Below are 19,092 nucleotides of genomic sequence, written 5' to 3' on the forward strand. Positions count from 1 at the left end.
TTAATGGTTTAAATTATTATTGTTTGGTTTCAATGCTTTCGAAAGCTTTCCAGCATTGGTACATGGCTCTTGGTACATGGAAACAGCCTTTCCACTTACCGCCTTTTAAATTTAGCAACACTTCGCCTTGGCGGTTTAAATACCCGTACCATTCGCCATTTTCAGGATCCGAAAAACGGCTCCAGGCATAATCGTGTACTTTATTGTACCATTTTAAAACATCGGGGTTTTGGGTTTGCTCGTAAGCTTTTGCCAATGCCACCAAGGTTTCTAAATGTACCCACCATAGTTTTTGGTCCCACTCCAATTGTTGTGGCGGATGGCCTTTAGAATCCATAAAATAATAAATCCCGCCATGTTTATCATCCCAACTATGGTCTAATATAGTTAAAATAGTTTGAGTTGCTTTATTAATGAGTGCTTTATCGTTTTTTCGTACGCCAATATCTATCATAAACCACATGGCTTCAATACCATGGCCGGGGTTTAACAATCGCCCATTAAAACTATCATGATGCTCGCCGTTAGGTAAAACGTTTTCGAAAATCAAACCTGATTTTTTATCCAAAAACACTTCCATAACTTGATGGATGCTGTAATCTATTGTTTTTTCAACTTCGTCTGCATCTAAAACGGCTTCCAACTCCAACACCAAATTAGACAAAATCATGGGTAACGAAAACCCAACTAGTTGCCTGGTATCTGTGTTTTTTTCGTACTTCCCTTTTGGGTTATCAATTCTACTAAGAATATTAAAATAGGTTTTTTTAGCAAGTTCTTTTACCTCCTCATCTCCAGAGGCTATGGCGTATTGGCTAAATGCCATGGCTGCAAAACAGTCTGAAAATATATTGTAGGCTTGCACCAAGGGTTTGCCGTCTTGAGTTACCGAAAAATAGAAATCGCCTTTATCGTTCATGCCATATTTACGCAAAAAATCGATGCCGTTTTTAGCTATGGCAAGCCATTTTTTATTTTTTTCTACTTTGTTGTATAGCATAGAAAACGTCCATGCTTGTCGCCCCTGTAGCCAAATAAACTTATCGGTATCATAAACATTGCCTTTTGTGTCTAAGCATGTAAAATAGCCTCCGTTTTCCAGATCTATTGAGTGTTTTTCCCAAAACGGAATAACATCTTCAAGTAAAGTTTTCTTGTATATTGTAGAAAAATTCATAATCGAATAAGTTTTTTGTTTTGCTTTTTGTTTTTACGCTAAAAAATTGTAATTTTATATGTATAACATAATACAAAAATAAGAAATTAAACATTTGAATGACTTGTTTTTAACAATTAAATGAAATGAAAGCCAAACTTAGCAAAATTGCACCGCTTGAAAACCTATCGTTGGTTGACAAAGTAGAGCTTAGATTAAAAGAATATTTTAAGGAAAATAATTTGAAAATTGGCGATTCGATACCTAAAGAGCTGGAATTTGCAGAGGCCCTTGGTGTAAGCAGGACTGTTATTAGAGAAGCACTTTTAAGGTTAAGAACCATTGGCGTTATACAATCTAAAAAACGTAGCGGTATGGTACTTACCCAACCCGATATTATACAGAATTTTAAAAAAGCCATTGAGTATAATTTACTGGGAGAGGAAGCTTTAGTAGATATTTTTGAGCTTAGGTTGATTTTGGAAATGGGTATGGCAGATTTATTATTTTCCAGAAAAACCCAAAATGATATTGATGAATTGGAGAAAATTGTGGCTAGTCAAGAAAAGGAGGAAATAGATACTGTGGTTTTTAGCTTAAAAAACGAAATTGCTTTTCATGGTAAATTATACGAGATGTCTGGAAACTCTACACTACAAAGGTTTCAAGACCTGTTATTGCCGGTATTTAATTATGTACACGATAATATGCCTATTGGTGCGCAGGATTTTAAATACTCAAAAGGTAAGTTTGTTACGCACAGAGATTTATTGGAAATTTTAAAAAATGGTAATGCCGAAATTTTTAGGGAAGCCATGAGAAACCATCTTGAGCCACATTTTGAGAGGATTTTAAGGATGGTAAAATTTTAACAAAAAAGCCAACCTTAGAAAAACTCTAAAATTGGCTTTTTAAAGAACAAAACAAACTATTGTAAGTTATTTTGCTAAAGATTTTTCTGTACTGCTAAACAAAGCAGACAAACCTAAAGCATCTAACTCTTCTTTAATAATCTTGTAATCGGCATCGCTTAAAGTAGAATGCGGGAATCTGCTTGGGCCACAATCTACGCCCAAAACTCTCATAAATCCTTTTCCTACACCATTAAACCCACCTTTGCTGTCTAATATTTCAACAAATCTTATGGCTTTGGTTTGTAATGCTGAGGCTTCAGCCATTTGGCCGTTTTCAAAAAGGTCTTTTATTTTATAATACAATGGTGCCAAGTGGTTGTAAGTACTACCAACCCAACCGGTTGCACCCAAGGGCAAACTGTTTATAAACAACTCGTCGAATCCAAAAAGTATGTTAAATTTACCGTTTGCTACCTTTTTACTATGCTGAAAATCAATTAAATTGTTATTGGTAAATTTTATTCCAGCTAAACTAGGTATCTCTTGTTCTGCGAGCTTTAAAAACTCGTTCATATTAAAATGAGCACCAGACAATACAGGAATATGGTAATAATAAAAAGGAAGGTTTGGTGCGCAGGCAGCAATTTCTTTGCAATATTGAACCAATTTTTCAATCTTATTTAACCTAAAATAATAAGGTGCCAGTACCGAGATAGCATCTACTTTATCGGCAGCATAGGTTGCTAACTCTTTTGCTTCGTGTAAATTGGTATGGCCAACATGATCTATTAAATACAAATCTTCTGATTTATTTTTGGACCATGCTAGGGTAATCTCTTTACGCTCTGCGGTAGATAATGAGACAAAATCTCCTGTTGAGCCATTCATAAATACTCCTGAAACTTTATTGTGGATTAAAAATTTGCTGTAATCTTTAATCTTGGTGGTATTTATAGAACCATCGTTATGCATTGGTGCATAAGCTGCAGCTATTAAATTTTTTATTTCCATAAATCGGACTTAATAATTTTATATGTTTTATTAATAGTATTAGCCAAAAAAAGAGAGCTAAGTTTTTAAAACTAAAACTCTCTTTTTGACTAACTCAAACTAAACTAATTAATGAAACTATATAATGATTAATTGGTATAACCTGGTGTTTGTTCTAACAATGGGTTTCTACCTATCATGTCTTCAGTAATTGGTAATAATAATAACTGGCTGTCGCTTGGTGATATGAAGCTAACATTATCATATACAAAGCTATCACCAGCTCTTCTCAAGTCCCACCAGCGTTTTCCTTCTCCAATAAATTCTTTGTAACGCTCGTTTAAAATAGCATTGGCATTATCGGTTTGGGTGCTGTTTACGTAGGCGTGAGTTGCAGGTACATAGTTTGCACCGTAAGCTCTTTGGCGAATTTGATTGATTTCTCCTGATGGATCTTCACCAAGTAAGTTTTTTGCTTCGGCCAAAAGTAAAATAACATCGGCGTATCTGTAAACAGGTACATCGTTTTCAAAAATACGTTCCGATCCATCTACTTGACCTAAAAACTTTTTGAATATAGAACCGAAATATGTTGGCTCGTTGTAGGTTGGGTATCCTGAACCACCATTATCATCAGTATATAATCTAATGAAAGTTGCATCTTTACGGGCATCGTCATTATCGTCTAATAACAATATGGTTTTTTCAGATTGTCCATATCGGTTTGCTCCAGCAATAACAAAATCGCTCATAGATTCTCCAGCAGCGTTAAACTGAGGATTGATTTCAGTACTTCTACCTGTTAAACTGTTGTAGATGTTAGAAGCTTCGTCTCTTTTGTATTGCAGGGCAAAAATAAACTCATTGTTGTTTTCGTTTGGTACGCCCCATAAATCATCTATACTTGGTACTAAACTAACACCTAAAGATGCTATTTGTTGCAAAGCGGTTTTGGCTTCTGTAAAATCTGCGTTTCCTCCACCTAATAGGTTACCAGACCAGATAAACACATCGCCTTTAAGTGCTAAAGTTGCAGCTTTTGACCAGAATATTCTGCTTCCTTGGTAAAAACTATCATCAGATCCGAATGCACTTAAAGATGCAGCAATATCAGATTTAATTTGAGCCATTACCTCGCTTTGCGGTGATCTTGCTCTGCTTAATCCAGCAGGATCTATATCTGTAAAAGGCTCTAAGATAATAGGTACATCGCCCCAGGTTTTTAGTAAGGTGTAATAGTATAGAGCTCTTAACCCGTAAGCCTGACCTAATAAATGATTTTTTTCGGACTCATCGTTAAAAGTTACATTTGGTGCATTTAACAAAAAGTCGTTAAGTCTGTGAATTCTAGTGTACAAACCTGCCCACCCACCAAAAGGTGCTGTAGATATTGTAATGTTAGATTCGATTAAAGATAGATTTGATGGCGACTCGTAAGTGCGTCCGCCCCAAATATCGCTTCTCATTTCTCCTAACAACCATAGCGTTCCTGCTGATGATCTTAAGTTTGCATACAATCCTGTATGTGCGGTTTTTGCACCTTCTTCGGTATCCCAAAAACCTGCTGCTGTTAATTGACTAGGGCTTGTTAATTCCAGTTCGCTTTCGCAAGCACTAAAAGTCATTACAGCTATTAATATATATATATACTTCTTCATTTTGTTTTAAATTTAAAATGTTACGTTAAGTCCTATTGTGAATGTTTTAGGAACAGGGAATTGCCCATATTGTACTCCACCTACTTCTGGCGTATCGCCACTCATACTTTTAAAGTAATGTAAGTTTGAACCGGTTACATATATGTTTAGCCTTTTAATAACATCGTTAAAATGTTCAGTTGGCACATTATAGCTTAAAGTTACTTCGCGCAATGCTAAATAATCTCCTTTTTCCCAGAATTTATTGTTTGCGAAATTTTGTAGGCTACTAGCACCTTCGCTACCTCTCCAAACGTTTTTGGCTCCGTTAACAAAAACAAAACGTGGCCAATCGGTATCGGTGTTTGTTGGTGTCCAAGAATCTAGCACTTCAATAGGTTGTGCAAGGTTACCTTGTGTTTGCCCGTAGCCTTTGTTTCTAATATGGTTCCATACTAAATGTCCGGTAGCAAAATCGGTTTTTACAAATAAGTTAAAGTTTTTGTATTGTAAACTGGTTGTTAAACCACCAACAAAATCTGGGGTGGTACGCCCAATAACCTTTCTGTCTAGATTATCGATAACACCGTCACCGTTTTGATCTACCCATTTAACATCTCCAGCCCAACGTTGGTTACGGCTAGCTCCTGGCATATAAGTATCGGTAATAGCATTGTCTGCATCGGCTTCAGCCTGTGTAGCATAAATACCAGCTTGCTCGAAAGCAACTACTAAATCGTGACCTGAGCGTTGTCCTTCTTGGAAACCACCTACCCACTCTTCTTCTTGAGTATTAGGGTTCCAAATTAATGTTCCGCCTTGTCTGTTTAGGTCGTTATCGTTTTCAGGTAGTTTTACAACATAGTTTCTATTGGATGTAAACGTAGCGCCTACATTCCAAGTTAAATCATCGTTTCTAATGATATCGCCATTAACTTGCAACTCAAAACCTTTGTTACGTATGGTTCCGTTGTTGGTTGTTATACTGCTAAAGCCAGTGTAGAATGGCAGTGTAAGACCTGCCAATTTATCTTTAATGTCTCTAGAGTAAACATCGGTAATGATTGATAATCTGTTATCAAAGAAAGAGACATCTAAACCAGCATTAAAGGTTGTTGATTTTTCCCAAAATAAATCTAGAGTTGGTAACCCAGAATTAGCGTAACCTGTTTGACCATTATAAACCCCTTGGCTTCCGTAAGAACCGAAAACGCCATAATTGCTTAATATTTCTTGATTACCATTTACACCATAACTTAATCTTGGCTTTAATCTAGAAATGGTATTACTTAATGAAGACTCTTCAAAGAATTTTTCGTTATGAGCATTCCATCCAAAAGACACACCAGGGAAAAAGTCGAATTTATTGTTTCCTAATTTTGAAGACCCATCGCTTCTAAAGGTAAAACCAAATAGATATTTATCATCAAAATCGTAAAGTAATCTACCAAAGGTAGATGTTATAACATATTCAGATTCAAAGCTATAAGGTATTCCGTTAGCCTCTGCACCTGCATTAAGGGTTTCAATTAAATCTGTTGGAGAATTTCTTGTTCCAGCAGATGTGTTAAAAAAGTTGTCTTTAAAATATTCTGCACCAATTAAGGCATTAACGTTATGCTTGCCAAATTTTTTGGTATAGTTTAAGGTACCTGTTAATTGGTTTCTTAAAGTTCTTCCTAAACTTACAGATGCTTCACGTCCCGTACGCAGTGGTCCAAGATTACTACCTACCCTGTAAGCTCTATTAAAGCTTTCGTTGTGGTTATTGATAGTAAAGTGGCTACCATTTACAGCCAATGTTAAATCGTCAATAATATCCCAATTAACGCCAACAGAGGCCGATAAACGTTGTTCTAAGTTTTTTCTAACAAATTTATCTTGGTAATATAAAGGGTTACCAAAACCTTGGTTTTGCCCAGGTGCGTAATCGCTGGTAAAAGTACCATCTGGGTTACTATCAAAAGTTCTTGATGTAGATGCTTGACCTTGGAATCTTCTAAATACCGTATCATCGCCACCTAGCGGACTTCTGCTTAGGTTAGAATGCGAGTATAAAACGTTTGAATTTACTTTTACGCGATCTGTAACTTGGTAAGAGCCGCTAAATTTTCCTGAGTATCTTTTAAATCCTGAGCCTAAAACCAAACCATCGTTATCTAATAAACCTAAACCTAAGTAATAGGTTCCTTTTTCGCTACCTCCATCAAAAGATAAATAGTGGTCTTTAGATGCGCTATCTTGATAGATACGATCTCCAACCTCTTTGTTATCAAAGAACAAAATCTCTTGGGCAGGATTTAAAATATCGGGTATAGACATCCACCCTGGTTGGCTTAACAAATATTGATTTGCAGGTGTTAAAAGCTGTGTGGTAAATGGGTCGTTAGTGGTATTATTACCTGTTGCCGCACTATGGTTACCGTTTAAAAACGCACCAAAGCTACCTGAGTTGTTAACAACCTCTCTGTACCAAGCGATAGATTGTCTGTTGTAATTGATATGATCTGCTGCACCAATATATTTTTGGTCGTTTCTTTCGTTATTGATGCTATACTTATATCTGTAATTGATAGAAGATTTTCCAACCTTACCAGTTTTAGTGGTAACCAAAATAACACCATTGGCAGATCTTGCACCATAAATAGCGGTAGCAGCAGCATCTTTAAGCACTTCGATAGATTCGATATCGTCTGAATTCAAGGCATAAAAAGAACCTGGGATACCATCAATTAATATTAATGGGGTACCCGTACCGTTAAAATTAGTACCACCACGCAAAACTATTTGTGGCGTAGATCCTGGTTGCCCCGTAGTGTTTGTTACACGTAAACCAGCAATAGTCCCTTGTAAAGCGGTTGCCGCATTAGATCGTGTTGATGTTTCTAAAATTTGTGTATCTAATTTAGATACCGAAGTTGTTAATGTGGCTCTGGTTTGTTTACCATAACCTGTAATAACCACTTCGTCCAGCATTGCCGTATCTTCGGTTAAAGACACGTTAATTACCGTTTCGTTAGCCACAGTAACTTCTTTTGCAGCATACCCAATATAGCTAAACACAAGAACATCTCCTGTATTGGCCGTAATGGTGTAAGCACCGTCAAAATCTGTTGACGCTCCTGTAGTTGTGCCTTTTACAATAACCGTTGCCCCTAGCAATGGCATATTGTCACCAGCCGAAACCACGGTTCCTGTAATTGTTTTTTCTTGACCAAAACTTAAAATTGGTAAAGAAAAGAGCATAATAAATATCAAATAACTGATATTAAGCTTTCTTTTTTTCATACTAAATAATTTGAATTAGTTAAAATACGTTAGTTTATTGTATTACGTATTATGTAATACATAATGCAATATTAGAAAAATAATTTTAGTAATTCAAAATTTTAACAGCTATTTTTTCGACATATACTCTGAATATGTTGATGTTATAAAAACAAATACAGCATAAATCCACTTAAAGGAATTTAGAAAAAACCTATTAATTAACTTGATTAGAATGAAAATCAATTTTTCTTTTATGATGTTTTTACAAGTTTTACTCTTTGCATACTGTTATTAATGGTTCTGTTATACAAGTAAGCATATTATCTGCGGGAGCGGATATAATATATTAGGTATCTTGAAAAAGTATTTTGAAACTTGGGCTTTACTTCTTTACAATTATATGCTAAGTTTAGCGATTTTGCTTCTGTTATAATCCCTTTTTTGCCGCTTGTTGCTTAAAAGCTGGGTTGCTTATTTCATTAATATATAATATGACATCTATGAGCATATCCTAAAAAGTTAATTAAAACTAAAGTATAACGCTTTATTGGAGTTATCAGGAATATTATCTTCTGTCAAGGCCTTAGATTTAGCAGGTCTAAATAACAGGGTATTCTTCATTTTTAGTTTCTTTTTTAAACGTATTGGTTTGCTTATGGGTTTTAGCCTTAGCTCGTTTATCTAGTTCTAAACGAATTTTATTAGCTCTTTCCTCAGTAATATCATAGTCATGCATAATATACAATGCTATTAAAGTACCCACAATTGGCAAACCAGAGAAAAACAACCTTAAGCCTGTAATGGCCGATTCTGGTTGTACCTCTAGCGCTGTGTCGAAACCAACAAGGGTAAGAATGGTTCCTGTTAAACCGCCAGCAATGGCAAAGCCAAATTTTGTCATCCACCAGTAAATTGCTCCAAAAACCCCTTCTCTACGTTTACCTGTATTTAATTCATCTAAATCAATTACATCTGCAGTCATAGACATCATAATTGTAAACAGTCCGCCTATGCCAAAAGAAAAAAACGGTAAAGCAAACAAAAACATATAGGGTTTGCCCGGAACAAATAAAAACCAAAACATGATGTAACCTATTAACGAAATGGTTTGAGATACCATAAAGGCTTTCTTTTTACCCATTATTTTAGACATTTTGGCTACCAACGGAATTACCAAAAAAGTAGTAACCAAAGCACCCAGGCTTCCAAAAAGGGTTGGCCATATTCCAGCCTCACCTGCATCTCCATTAAATAAATAGTAAACAATAATAAAAAACGTAAAACCTGCTACAGTATTAAAAGCATTGAAAATAAAAAATGTTGAAATACATAATTTACGGAATGGTTTTGATTTAAAAGCCTCTACAAAACCATTACCGATCTCTTTTAAGCTACCACCAATATTTTGGATGGTTAATGAAGAGTAATTTTCGTTTACCGAAGATTTGCTTTTTATAAAAATGGCCGGAACCATAGCGCAAAGTGCAAAAATAATACCAACATAAACAGCCAGTTCCCTTACTGCAATATCTGCAGTTTCAAACAACCCTGTATCGTACATTATTACCCAAAACCATGGTGCAATAACCCAAGCCCACTGCCCTATCCATTGTGCAATAGCCATAATGTTGGTACGTTCATGGAAATCGTCGCTCATTTCATACCCCATTGCTACATAGGGCACACTAAAAATAGTTAGCCCAAGATAAAAAACAAAAGACCAAAAGAAGAAATACGCAAAATTATAATCAATGCCATTATCCCTAAACAATTGCCACATAATAACAAATGAAATTCCCATAACAATAGCACCTATAAGAACATATTGTCGTCTTCTACCCCATTTAGATTTTGTATTGTCTGAAATAAAGCCCATAATCGGGTCTGTGATGGCATCAAATAACCTAGGCCCAACGGAAACAACTGCCCACATCCAGCCCGGAAACCCAAGATCTTGAACCAATACAACAATAAAAATACTTATTGCTGCCGGAAACATTTGATTGGCTAGCATCCCGACACCGAAAGCCATTTTTTGTCCTAAGGGTACTTTACTGGTTTTTGACATGTTGCTTAGTTATTAATTAACATTATGAATACTTTGGGTTTAGTGTTGATTTGAAATTATTATGGTTTGAATCGCCTTTTTACTTATCGAAACAGCAATAGATTGTTCGTTTAAATTAATATTGAAACTTTTAGGCGTATCACCTTCATTGAATAACACCAATACGATGGATTCATCTGGATTTTTAACAGCTGTTACCATAAGGGTTTCATCTGAATTATCATGCGAAATAACTTTAGCCTCAGGTCTTATATATTTGCTAAAATGTGCCATGGTGTAGTATAGTGGCGTGAAGTAAACCTCATCTTTTTCCGGGTCTACAATAACCGGGGCGACACACCAGTTTTCAAACCAATTTGGTCCACCTTGTCGGTCTAATACCATATTCCAATCTATCCAACCATCAACCCAATTGTTTAAGCAACCAATAATATCTCTCGCGTAACGATTTACAGGTGCATATTTTGGGTGTAAATATTTTTTTTCGGGCTCTCTCCAATCATAGCCCCAATCGGTAGCTTCTTTTTTCCAATACCAAGCATCGTCTTGCCAAACCGGAACTTGAGAATCTATACAGCCTTCGGTTTCTATCAAGTATTTTTCTGGTGCTTTGTGGTGAGCGTATTGTAAAGCTTCGGGGAAATAATCATAAGTGCTCTCGTACCAATGTATGGCCGTACCGGCAAAATATTTTGAAGATGCTTCGGTAGCGAACATGGCATCGACCCATTCTTTTAAACCGGCTCTATTTTGGTCGTAACCAAGAATATTAACGGCTCCCATGCCATTGGCTTCAAGCTTTGGGCCTAAATAATTTTGAACAAAATCTGTTTCTGCCTCGGGCGAAAAATGCATGCTCTCCCAATTATTGCCGTTTCCGTGAGGCTCATTTACAGGCGTTAAACCCCAAATGTCAATACCTTCAGCCTTATAGGCGTCTAAATATTTAGAAAAAAACAGGGCGAATGTATCGTAATATTGTGGCAATAACTCGCCACCAACATAGGCATTGTTATCTTTCATCCATGGTGGCGCCGTCCAAGGTGAGGCTATAATTTTGAAACCATCTTTTGAAATCGCCATAGCGTCTTTTATCATTGGAATTAAATCGTTACGATCTTCTTCTATGGAGAAATTTTCCAATTCCATATCACCTTCAACCGGTGCGTAGGTGTAATTATTCAATGAAAAATCACAGGAACTAATATGGGTTCTTGTTAACGAGTAGCGCGCGCCTTCTTCACCAAAATAAGCCTGCAGAATGGTATCGCGATTTTTTTTGCTCAACTTGTTCAATAAGTAAGCTGAAGACTCGGTGAAGGAACCGCCAAAACCTGTAATGGTTTGCAACGTTTTTACGGGGTTTAAAGTTATTTTAACAACACTATCCAGTGTTTTAAATTCGGTAATTCTGGTTAGTTTATTTCCGCTTTCCGATGTTTCGTAAACCTCAAAATCCAACGCTTTACCTTTCACATTACAACTTAATAATAGTATCGCCAATATAAAAATTGATACATAATTGCAGCGCCTCATTTTCTTAATGTTTTAACTGATTATATTTGGTTTTTACAACACTAAATGTTTCTTTTTTGTTTCTATCGATGTCAACAATACCCCAAAATTCTTCGTTTGGAGTCCCGTCGTATGGCACGCCGCTACTGTTGGGCGCCCAACCACCAATGTCCTGCGTATCTGGGTTTCCTGCTTTCCACCAGCCATCGGTAAACGAAAACATGGTAACACCAGAGCAAACCTCTTGGTTTTCAAAAATTTTGTCTAAAATATTATTATTGGCTGCAGCTTGTGCCTTTTCATTAATACCTTCCTTAAATCCAGCCTTTGAAATGGCCATATAACTATCGCCACCGGCTTCGGATAAATACATGGGTTTATCGCTAACGGCTTCCCATTGGGAAAAAATACTTGATGGATCGTCCCATCGGTACACATTCATCCCCCAAACATCGATATTTGGCCCCATTGACAATGCCAATGCATCGGGCAGCTCGCCGTGGGCCGTGGTTACGGGATGATTGCTGTCGTTTTTATGGATACGTTCTGCAGCATCATTCATGGCTTTATACCAATTTTTTATGTCGCCACTGAACCATTCTGGATGGTAATTGTATTCGTTACCCAGTTCCCACATTAAAATGGATGGGTGGTTTTTATACTTGTTTACATAATCGATATATGTTCCTGAAAGTATATCAAACTTTCCTTTTTGATTATACCCAAAACCCATAATCACTTTAATTCCGGCTGCATGTATGTCGTCTAAAACCGCTTTGTTATCAATAGGCGCATAAACTCGAATGGTATTAATGCCCGCCTCGACCATTAAGTCTAAATCTTGGGCTAAGGTGCTAAAATCCCTTTTATCGCTTCCTTTTGGCACGGGATGATAACAAATCCCTTTTATAAGATAGGGCGAACCGTTTACAAGAATTTGACGCTCGCTTACCGAAACCACATGGCTTTGCGCCTCGTTTTTACACGATGCAAAAGCAAAAAGCATTACAAATAGTACGATATAGTTTTTCATCTTTATTCTTTTGTTGGCGGCACCAAAACGTCTTTCATTAAAGCATCTTTATCGCCATTATAGGTTTTTGTTATGGGGTTTCCGTTTCTGGTTAATCCTTTAAAAACGCCTTTATCAACCAAATCCCAAAGGGCATGTTTTGCTTGACCATCGACTTTAAAAAGTCCGAAATGATTTTCTGAACCTAACGGGTTTCTGTCATCTTTCCACGGCTCATCAAACGCTTCAAAGTGAAAACAAGAGATGTTTTCTTTGTTTGTCCAAGCCCTCATCAACTCATAATAGCGTCCCGATTTGTATTCATCCGTAGCTCTGGACCCATTGTTGCCGTAATGCCCATTTGAAACCGTTGCCCAACCCGTTTCGCCTATATGAATTGTTTTTGACGCATCGATGCTTTTTATGTATTTGTAAACATCATTATATTGCTTTTTTGCAAACTCAAAAGCCCGCAACATCGCTGCATTTATCTTTTTTAAATCGGATAGGTTTTGCTCATTTTCCGGCACTTTCCAAAACTCCGGATTATAGTGTGAGTTATGGTACGGATAGGTATGCATGGAAACATAATCGACAGCCTTAATTAGCTTTTCCAAATCCGGAGTATGGTAACTCGGATCGCCACCGCCCCAAGAGGCAAAATCGTCTGAACTTGTAATCCATAAATCTTTTGAAAGCTCGCCTTTTTGCTTTAAACCTTGTAAATGATTGACCCACTTTAAAATGATGTTGGGTTGCACAAAATAGCTTGTTGCCCAACGCACCATGGCTTCGTTACCAACGGCAATTACCTTTACAATGTCCGGATAGTCCTTTGCAAGGGCTACTGCCCTAACTATTTCTTCAGCATTTTGTTCGCTTTCCACATTATGGTCCGGTGTTTGGTCTGTCCACGCGTTTTTACAATCTATCCACGCACCAAGCATAACATACATTTCAAATTTTGAATCTTCGTTTTTTAGTTCACTAATAGCCTTTAACAAGTTTGGCGCTTGCTGTAACTGTACGTTATAGGTGCGCAATATTTTAACACCCATAGCGGCAAGAATCTTCATGTCGTCTTTAAGCTCTTCAATTGTGGGTTGAATATCTCGCGACGTTTGCCTATAACCGCCATAAGAAATGGCCAAATAATCAGGGTTACCTAAAATATCTTTTGCTGTTATCAGTTTTTCTGTTGCCACCTTGTTTTCTTCTTTTTTTAGTTTATTCCCACAGCCAACCATCACAATTAAAATGCACAATATCAATGTATTTCTTAGAGTGGTTTTCATTTTAAAATCTACTTTACAATTGAAACTTCAATGCGGTTAATATTACCTGTTCTTTCAAAAATTAATTTTGAAGTTTTTTCATCTAAACTTAAATCCTGAAATTCTTGAATCGTGTTGTCTTGATAAACCACTTTAATGGTTTCGTTTTCTGAAATTTTATAAATTATTGGAATTTGACAATAAGTGAAACACAATGAACCTGCTTCCAATTGAATGGTTTTATCTGCTTTATTTATGCTGGTATATTCAAACGATTTTGATGAATTTAAGAACTCGCTTTTTCGTAACAATCGTGGATTGAAAAACAGTTTTCCATCTTCAACAAAAACGCCCAGTTCCCCAAATCTGCTCAACACATCTTCTTTAACCTGCCCTGTCATTCCCGGTTGTTGTGCACCTTTTGTTGCTGGCGTATGCGAATACGGATCGGTTGGAAATGCGCCATATAATTCTGGAGATTTATGCACGCCAATTCCGGCTTGAATTTCATAATAATGGTCCAACAATCTGCCTATTATGTCGTCGCTTTCATTGGTGTTAATGGCTAACTGTACATTTTCTTGAACCGCCAATACCAATTTGGAAACCATGTGCCAGTAAATTGACCCCAATCCTTCGTAACCAAAAAATGTTCCCGAACGTCCCGTAAATGCTTTGTGATTGAAGACAGCTTCGAATGTATCCAATAAGAATTGGGTGTCTTTTTCAATCAGTGGTTTATATTTTTCATCCGATAATTTATGCAACGCTTCCTTTAAACTATTTGCGTTATTAAAGTTTCCGTTGAAATGGAAATTTCCTAAAACATCTTTTTCAATTATCTGCGTGTTCCCATCATCAACCAATTGCTTTAATAATTGGGATTGCTCCACGTTTTCGGCTGGAATATTATTCTTTTTGTCAAACCTCGGCAAGTCTTTATTTGGGTATAAAATATAGCTGTATTGGTCGGCCCTAAACAGTGCGCTGTGTTTTAATCCGTCCAATAAATCCAGAGCTTCTTTTGGCGCTAAATAGCCCGAACTTAAAACGGCAACTTGACCTTCGAGCATTTCGGATAAATATGAAATGGAAATTTCTCCACTATTTTCAACCGTCATTAAATTATAGGCATGATATAAATTATCTGCGCGTTTATTAGCATCAATGGTATGCTGTAAATAGGATTTTGTTACCCCTATAAATTCTAAAAGTTCTGTTTTGTTTACAGAAGATTTATCGCTTGAAAAATCGTTTTCATAGATAGTGCTTCTAAATTTACTCCCTGCCTTTCCTAAACCATCTAAAACTATTTTTCTGTCTTTATTCGAAATATGCCCAGAAAGTATGTTTTTATGAGATTGAAATGTGGTAACAACTTCATTAAAAAACACGTTTAATTCTGAAGATATTTCTACCTTTTCGGTTTCAGATTTTGATACCACCGTTTCAAAGAAATTGAAAAAACGGTTTAAATAATACAAGGTAACCATAGAAACGCCGTTGCCCACCAAAGCGTTGTTGGCATCGTTCCATTCGGGGCGTTGGGTGTTTAACCAAATACCGCCTTCTGGAATAAAATTAGACAGTTTTGCCAATACGGTTGCCAATAATTTTTCAATTAAATTGACTTTGTAAATGGACGCATTTTTATCTAAAAGCAATGCCCCGTCTGCGCCTATTTCCGCCCTTCTTTCGTTTATTTTTTCATTCAGTTTATAATCAAAATCAATCGTGTCCTTTGGGTTTAACAAAGTGTCTTGATAACTCTTAATTTTATAAGGCACATTGGCATACACAAAAATATTTTGATCGAATAGTTTTTCCAATCTATTTGGGTAATGCTTTTCAATAAACTCCAAAAATTTTAGAAGGTAAATAATTTGATGATCGCCCCAATAGCCTATGTACGACCACGGATCGTCTTCTTCAATAACCTCCCAATCAAATCCGCCTTTTGTTACGCGGTACGGGTTGTAGCCTTCAAAAGTTGTGGCGTTTAAGAATTTATGAATCATACCTTCGATAAACTCAGGGTATGCATGCGCCAAAGCTTCCCAATTCTGGAAAATATCGCGCCAATTGCCTTCGTAATCCAAAATTTTAGAACCGTCAATTTCACTTTTTGTGTTTATTGAAAACTTGTTCCAAGGTCGGCTTGGGTCGCCGTGTCTTCGGCTGAATTTTAACGGTAAATATTCGAAACACAAACGTTTAAAATCTTTATCCGCGCTTTGTTCAGCGAAAGCTTTAATATCCTTTAACTGAAAAATTTCGGGTAAAGCTTCTAAGGTTTTCTGTTTTGTATTGAAAACGTCTTTGTTGGCCTTTAAAATGTATGTTACAAAATCTTGTTTTTCGATGTTGTAATCGTCATCAAAAATGCCACCACGCATGATATTGAAAAGCGTGTTTGCAAAGTGTCTTGTGTTTGTTAAAGGGTCTGCGGTTACTTGCAAACCATCAGAAGCTGTGGTTAATTTTATTAGGTTTTCTGTACCCAACTCAATATCGTTTTCAATAAGACGAACTACGTCATTTTCATTTTTTATGAGTTCGGAAATTTGGGTAATTCCCGTAATGGTTTGGTTTACATTGGCAATAAACCTCCAATTTTTTTCTGAATTGGCTTGTAAATCTATATTTGAAACCGTAAAATACGCGCCTTTTTCTGCGCGAATGTCTTCTTCTTGTTTTACAGCATTTCCTTTTCTAAAATTACTAAGCTGTGTTGACGCTATTAAATACGTTGGATTTTTAACCCCAACAGACCATACCGTGTTCGCCTTTAAAGCTTCACTAGGTTCTGCTTTGTCAACAATAATAGCACTTAACGAAAAAATACCTAAACCAACTTCTGGCAACAACTCGTTCTTTTTATAAGCATCAACCAAATTGCTGTATGCGTTTTGCATATCGGAAGTTACCCCAGCGGGTAAAATGTTTTGCAATCCGTCTAAACACGTGATGTTTAAATCTTTATTGGAGTTATTCTGAAGGGTCGATTTTTTTACAAAACCAAATTGGTTACTTGAACTCCATTGATATCGAAACGTTAGTCTTAAATTTTTGTTAACTTCCTCGAAAACAACCTTATTGCCGTATCTGTTTTTATAAATGTTTCTGGTAATTTGATAAAGTCCAGCCTGTCTTTCAGAAAAAGGTTCCCACACATAGGTTTTTCCTTTTAAATGAATTTGAAAGATGGTTTTGCTCCCCGTAATATCGGCTAGTTCGGTTATTTTATCATCGGTATAATAAGGAAATAATGAAGATTCAGAATTTTTTCTGCCTGCCGATAAACCGCCATTGCTAGAAATAAACATCCAATGGTTTGAGTCGCTAACTATGCTCATAAAAAATGGGCGCATAGCATCGCTGTTAGAAATCTTGTAATAGGTTTCACCATCAAAACTCACCAATTGACCCTTTACTTTTTGGGTGTGGTTTAAAACGTTTTTATCTGCTTTTATAGATATATTGCTCATTAATTTTGGTATAGATGTATTGCTGGCAACAAAATGATTATTGTATTATTTATTTGGAATTTGAACTTAATACAATAAAAAAATATGCCTATATTATTTTAAAATGAAATAAAAAGGCCGGTTGTAAGAATGCCGACCTTTTTAAAAACACTCAAACTATTTATTGATAAACTCTTACATAATCGATTTCCATAGTGTCTTGCGTAAACCCGGGGTCTATTGTACCACCTAAAGTACCGCCCATGGCAATATTTAAAATGAAAAAGAAATCTTGATTAAATGGTAATGCTGCATTGTTATCGAACTCGAAAAACGGCACATTGTCTATAAGTATGTACATTTTATCTGCAGACCAATCTAGAGAATACACATGAAACTCTGATGCTGCATTTGATACCGCCGTAGTATTACCAAAGCTGGCATTGGCATTGGTACCAGAATCGAACCAATGTAAAGTCCCTAAAGAATTTGCTTTATCGTCTCCGGTTTGTTCCATAATATCAATTTCGCCTGATTGTGGCCATCCCACCGTTGAAAAGTTTGAACCCAACATCCATATTGCTGGCCAGGTGCCTTGAGCCGATGGTAATTTAGCTCTAACATCAATTCTTCCGTAGGTAAATTCTTGTAAACCTTCAGATTTTATTCTTGCCGATGTATAACCGCCACTGCCATCTGCTTTTGCGGTTATTTTAAGAAGACCACCTTCAACTAAAACATTTTCTGCATTGTTGGTATAGGTTTGCACTTCGTTATTTCCCCATCCGTTGGTTCCTGTACCAATATCGTAAGTCCAATTGGCAGGATTAGGAGCACCACCATCTGTATCAAACCCGTCTTCCCAAACCAAGTTGGTGTAAGCGGTTTCAAATTCGCTGGTCGCCTCACCTTCAGTTGTAAGGGTAAACCACCAATCGAACTCGCCATTGCCATCGGTAGTTTTTAAAACCATTTCGTTAGCTGAGCGACTAAAAATTTCGTATTTATGATTTCCTCCTGTGTAATACCCCATAAAAGCAGTCCCGGTTAAACTAAGTGTTTCTACACCACCTGGTGCGCCTAAACTCCATTGTGCTGTATAATCGCTAAACGGGTAATTTAATATATCCGCGCCATCAGCGGTACCGCCGCCCGTACCACCTAACTCGTTAATTAATGGGTCGCGCCCAAAAACCGTACCTGAAGTATCTGTAGTTGGATCGTCATTAGTGCTGTTGGTGATGTGTGTAAATGTACCATCGGCATTAAAAATATATCGGTCGTCGTACATGCCAACAGCGTCTTTTTCAAAAGGCTCTGCGCTGTACCATTCACCTGGAATAAATCCGCCAACTGGCCCTAAGCCAAAGTGGGGTTTCGCTTCAGCTTTAATTCGCCATTCCCTTGAGCTATTGGCGTGTAACATTTCTGTTAAATCTGCTGGTGGATCGTATAACGAAAGCACTTCTACCTCAACGGTTTTACTTGATGAAGCGCCGCCCGTACCAAATGCCAATACCGTTACCGAATAAGTGTTTAATCCTAATACCGAAAAATCGTAGGATTGTTTTCCTCCGGGAGCAGATGTTGTATTGTTATTGTACACAAATTGGTAGGAAATCGCGTTATCGGCCGTTGCGGTAAAGTTAACCGTTCCGCTGCCGTCTCCGTTTGGATTTGCTGCATCGGCTCCAACAATATCTACATCTACTTGAATATTTGAAGGCGCTGTTATTGCCCCAACGGCAACATCATCTTCTTGACAGGCAGTAAAAACGAGAGCCAACATTATAAAAACCCTGAAGCTATATTTTAATTTTTTCATAATTTTAGTTTTAAAATTTTTGAC

Annotated in this window: 11 protein-coding genes; 1 reads left to right on the forward strand and 10 read right to left on the reverse strand. The window is 36.8% G+C overall.

Annotation, left to right across the window (positions count from 1 at the left end):
• Positions 1–16: 16 nt before the first annotated feature.
• Entirely contained in the window at positions 17–1,177 is a 1,161-nt protein-coding gene (locus ACFSQS_RS04585; protein WP_388014788.1) for an AGE family epimerase/isomerase, read from the reverse strand.
• Positions 1,178–1,302: 125 nt separating this feature from the next.
• On the opposite strand from ACFSQS_RS04585, the gene ACFSQS_RS04590 reads away from it, so the two are divergent.
• Positions 1,303–2,028 carry a FadR/GntR family transcriptional regulator gene (locus ACFSQS_RS04590; protein ID WP_388014791.1) on the forward strand — a complete coding sequence of 242 codons (726 nt, stop codon included), beginning with the start codon at positions 1,303–1,305 and terminating at the stop codon, positions 2,026–2,028.
• 66 nt (positions 2,029–2,094) lie between these two features.
• Here ACFSQS_RS04590 and ACFSQS_RS04595 read toward each other — a convergent pair whose 3' ends face one another.
• The 9 genes from ACFSQS_RS04595 to ACFSQS_RS04635 all read right to left on the reverse strand — a co-directional run bounded on the left by ACFSQS_RS04595 (position 2,095) and on the right by ACFSQS_RS04635 (position 19,068).
• Positions 2,095–3,021 carry a dihydrodipicolinate synthase family protein gene (locus ACFSQS_RS04595; protein WP_388014794.1) on the reverse strand — a complete coding sequence of 309 codons (927 nt, stop codon included), beginning with the start codon at positions 3,019–3,021 and terminating at the stop codon, positions 2,095–2,097.
• Positions 3,022–3,149: 128 nt separating this feature from the next.
• Complete coding sequence (locus ACFSQS_RS04600) at positions 3,150–4,658, reverse strand: RagB/SusD family nutrient uptake outer membrane protein (protein ID WP_388014797.1); 1,509 nt, start codon at positions 4,656–4,658, stop codon at positions 3,150–3,152.
• 12 nt (positions 4,659–4,670) lie between these two features.
• Positions 4,671–7,925 (reverse strand): SusC/RagA family TonB-linked outer membrane protein, encoded by a 3,255-nt coding sequence (locus ACFSQS_RS04605; RefSeq protein ID WP_388014800.1) that lies wholly within the window; start codon positions 7,923–7,925, stop codon positions 4,671–4,673.
• 580 nt (positions 7,926–8,505) lie between these two features.
• Positions 8,506–9,975, reverse strand: a complete 1,470-nt coding sequence (locus ACFSQS_RS04610; RefSeq protein WP_388014803.1) for an MFS transporter — start codon at positions 9,973–9,975, stop codon at positions 8,506–8,508.
• 39 nt (positions 9,976–10,014) lie between these two features.
• Positions 10,015–11,511, reverse strand: a complete 1,497-nt coding sequence (locus ACFSQS_RS04615; protein WP_388014805.1) for a glycoside hydrolase family 30 protein — start codon at positions 11,509–11,511, stop codon at positions 10,015–10,017.
• A 4-nt stretch (positions 11,512–11,515) separates the two neighbouring features.
• Positions 11,516–12,523, reverse strand: a complete 1,008-nt coding sequence (locus ACFSQS_RS04620; protein WP_388014808.1) for a glycoside hydrolase family 2 TIM barrel-domain containing protein — start codon at positions 12,521–12,523, stop codon at positions 11,516–11,518.
• Positions 12,524–12,525: 2 nt separating this feature from the next.
• Positions 12,526–13,797, reverse strand: coding sequence for a glycosyl hydrolase family 17 protein (locus tag ACFSQS_RS04625; protein ID WP_388014811.1), 1,272 nt, complete (start codon positions 13,795–13,797; stop codon positions 12,526–12,528).
• Positions 13,798–13,805: 8 nt separating this feature from the next.
• Positions 13,806–17,264 carry a hypothetical protein gene (locus ACFSQS_RS04630; RefSeq protein WP_388014814.1) on the reverse strand — a complete coding sequence of 1,153 codons (3,459 nt, stop codon included), beginning with the start codon at positions 17,262–17,264 and terminating at the stop codon, positions 13,806–13,808.
• A gap of 160 nt (positions 17,265–17,424) precedes the next feature.
• The gene (locus ACFSQS_RS04635) at positions 17,425–19,068 is read right to left on the reverse strand and encodes a glycoside hydrolase family 16 protein (protein ID WP_388014817.1); all 1,644 of its coding nucleotides are present in this window, start codon (positions 19,066–19,068) and stop codon (positions 17,425–17,427) included.
• Positions 19,069–19,092 lie beyond the last annotated feature (24 nt).

Origin of the sequence: Gelatiniphilus marinus (genome assembly GCF_042684345.1) — a bacterium.
In the GTDB taxonomy this organism is placed as follows: domain Bacteria; phylum Bacteroidota; class Bacteroidia; order Flavobacteriales; family Flavobacteriaceae; genus Gelatiniphilus; species Gelatiniphilus marinus.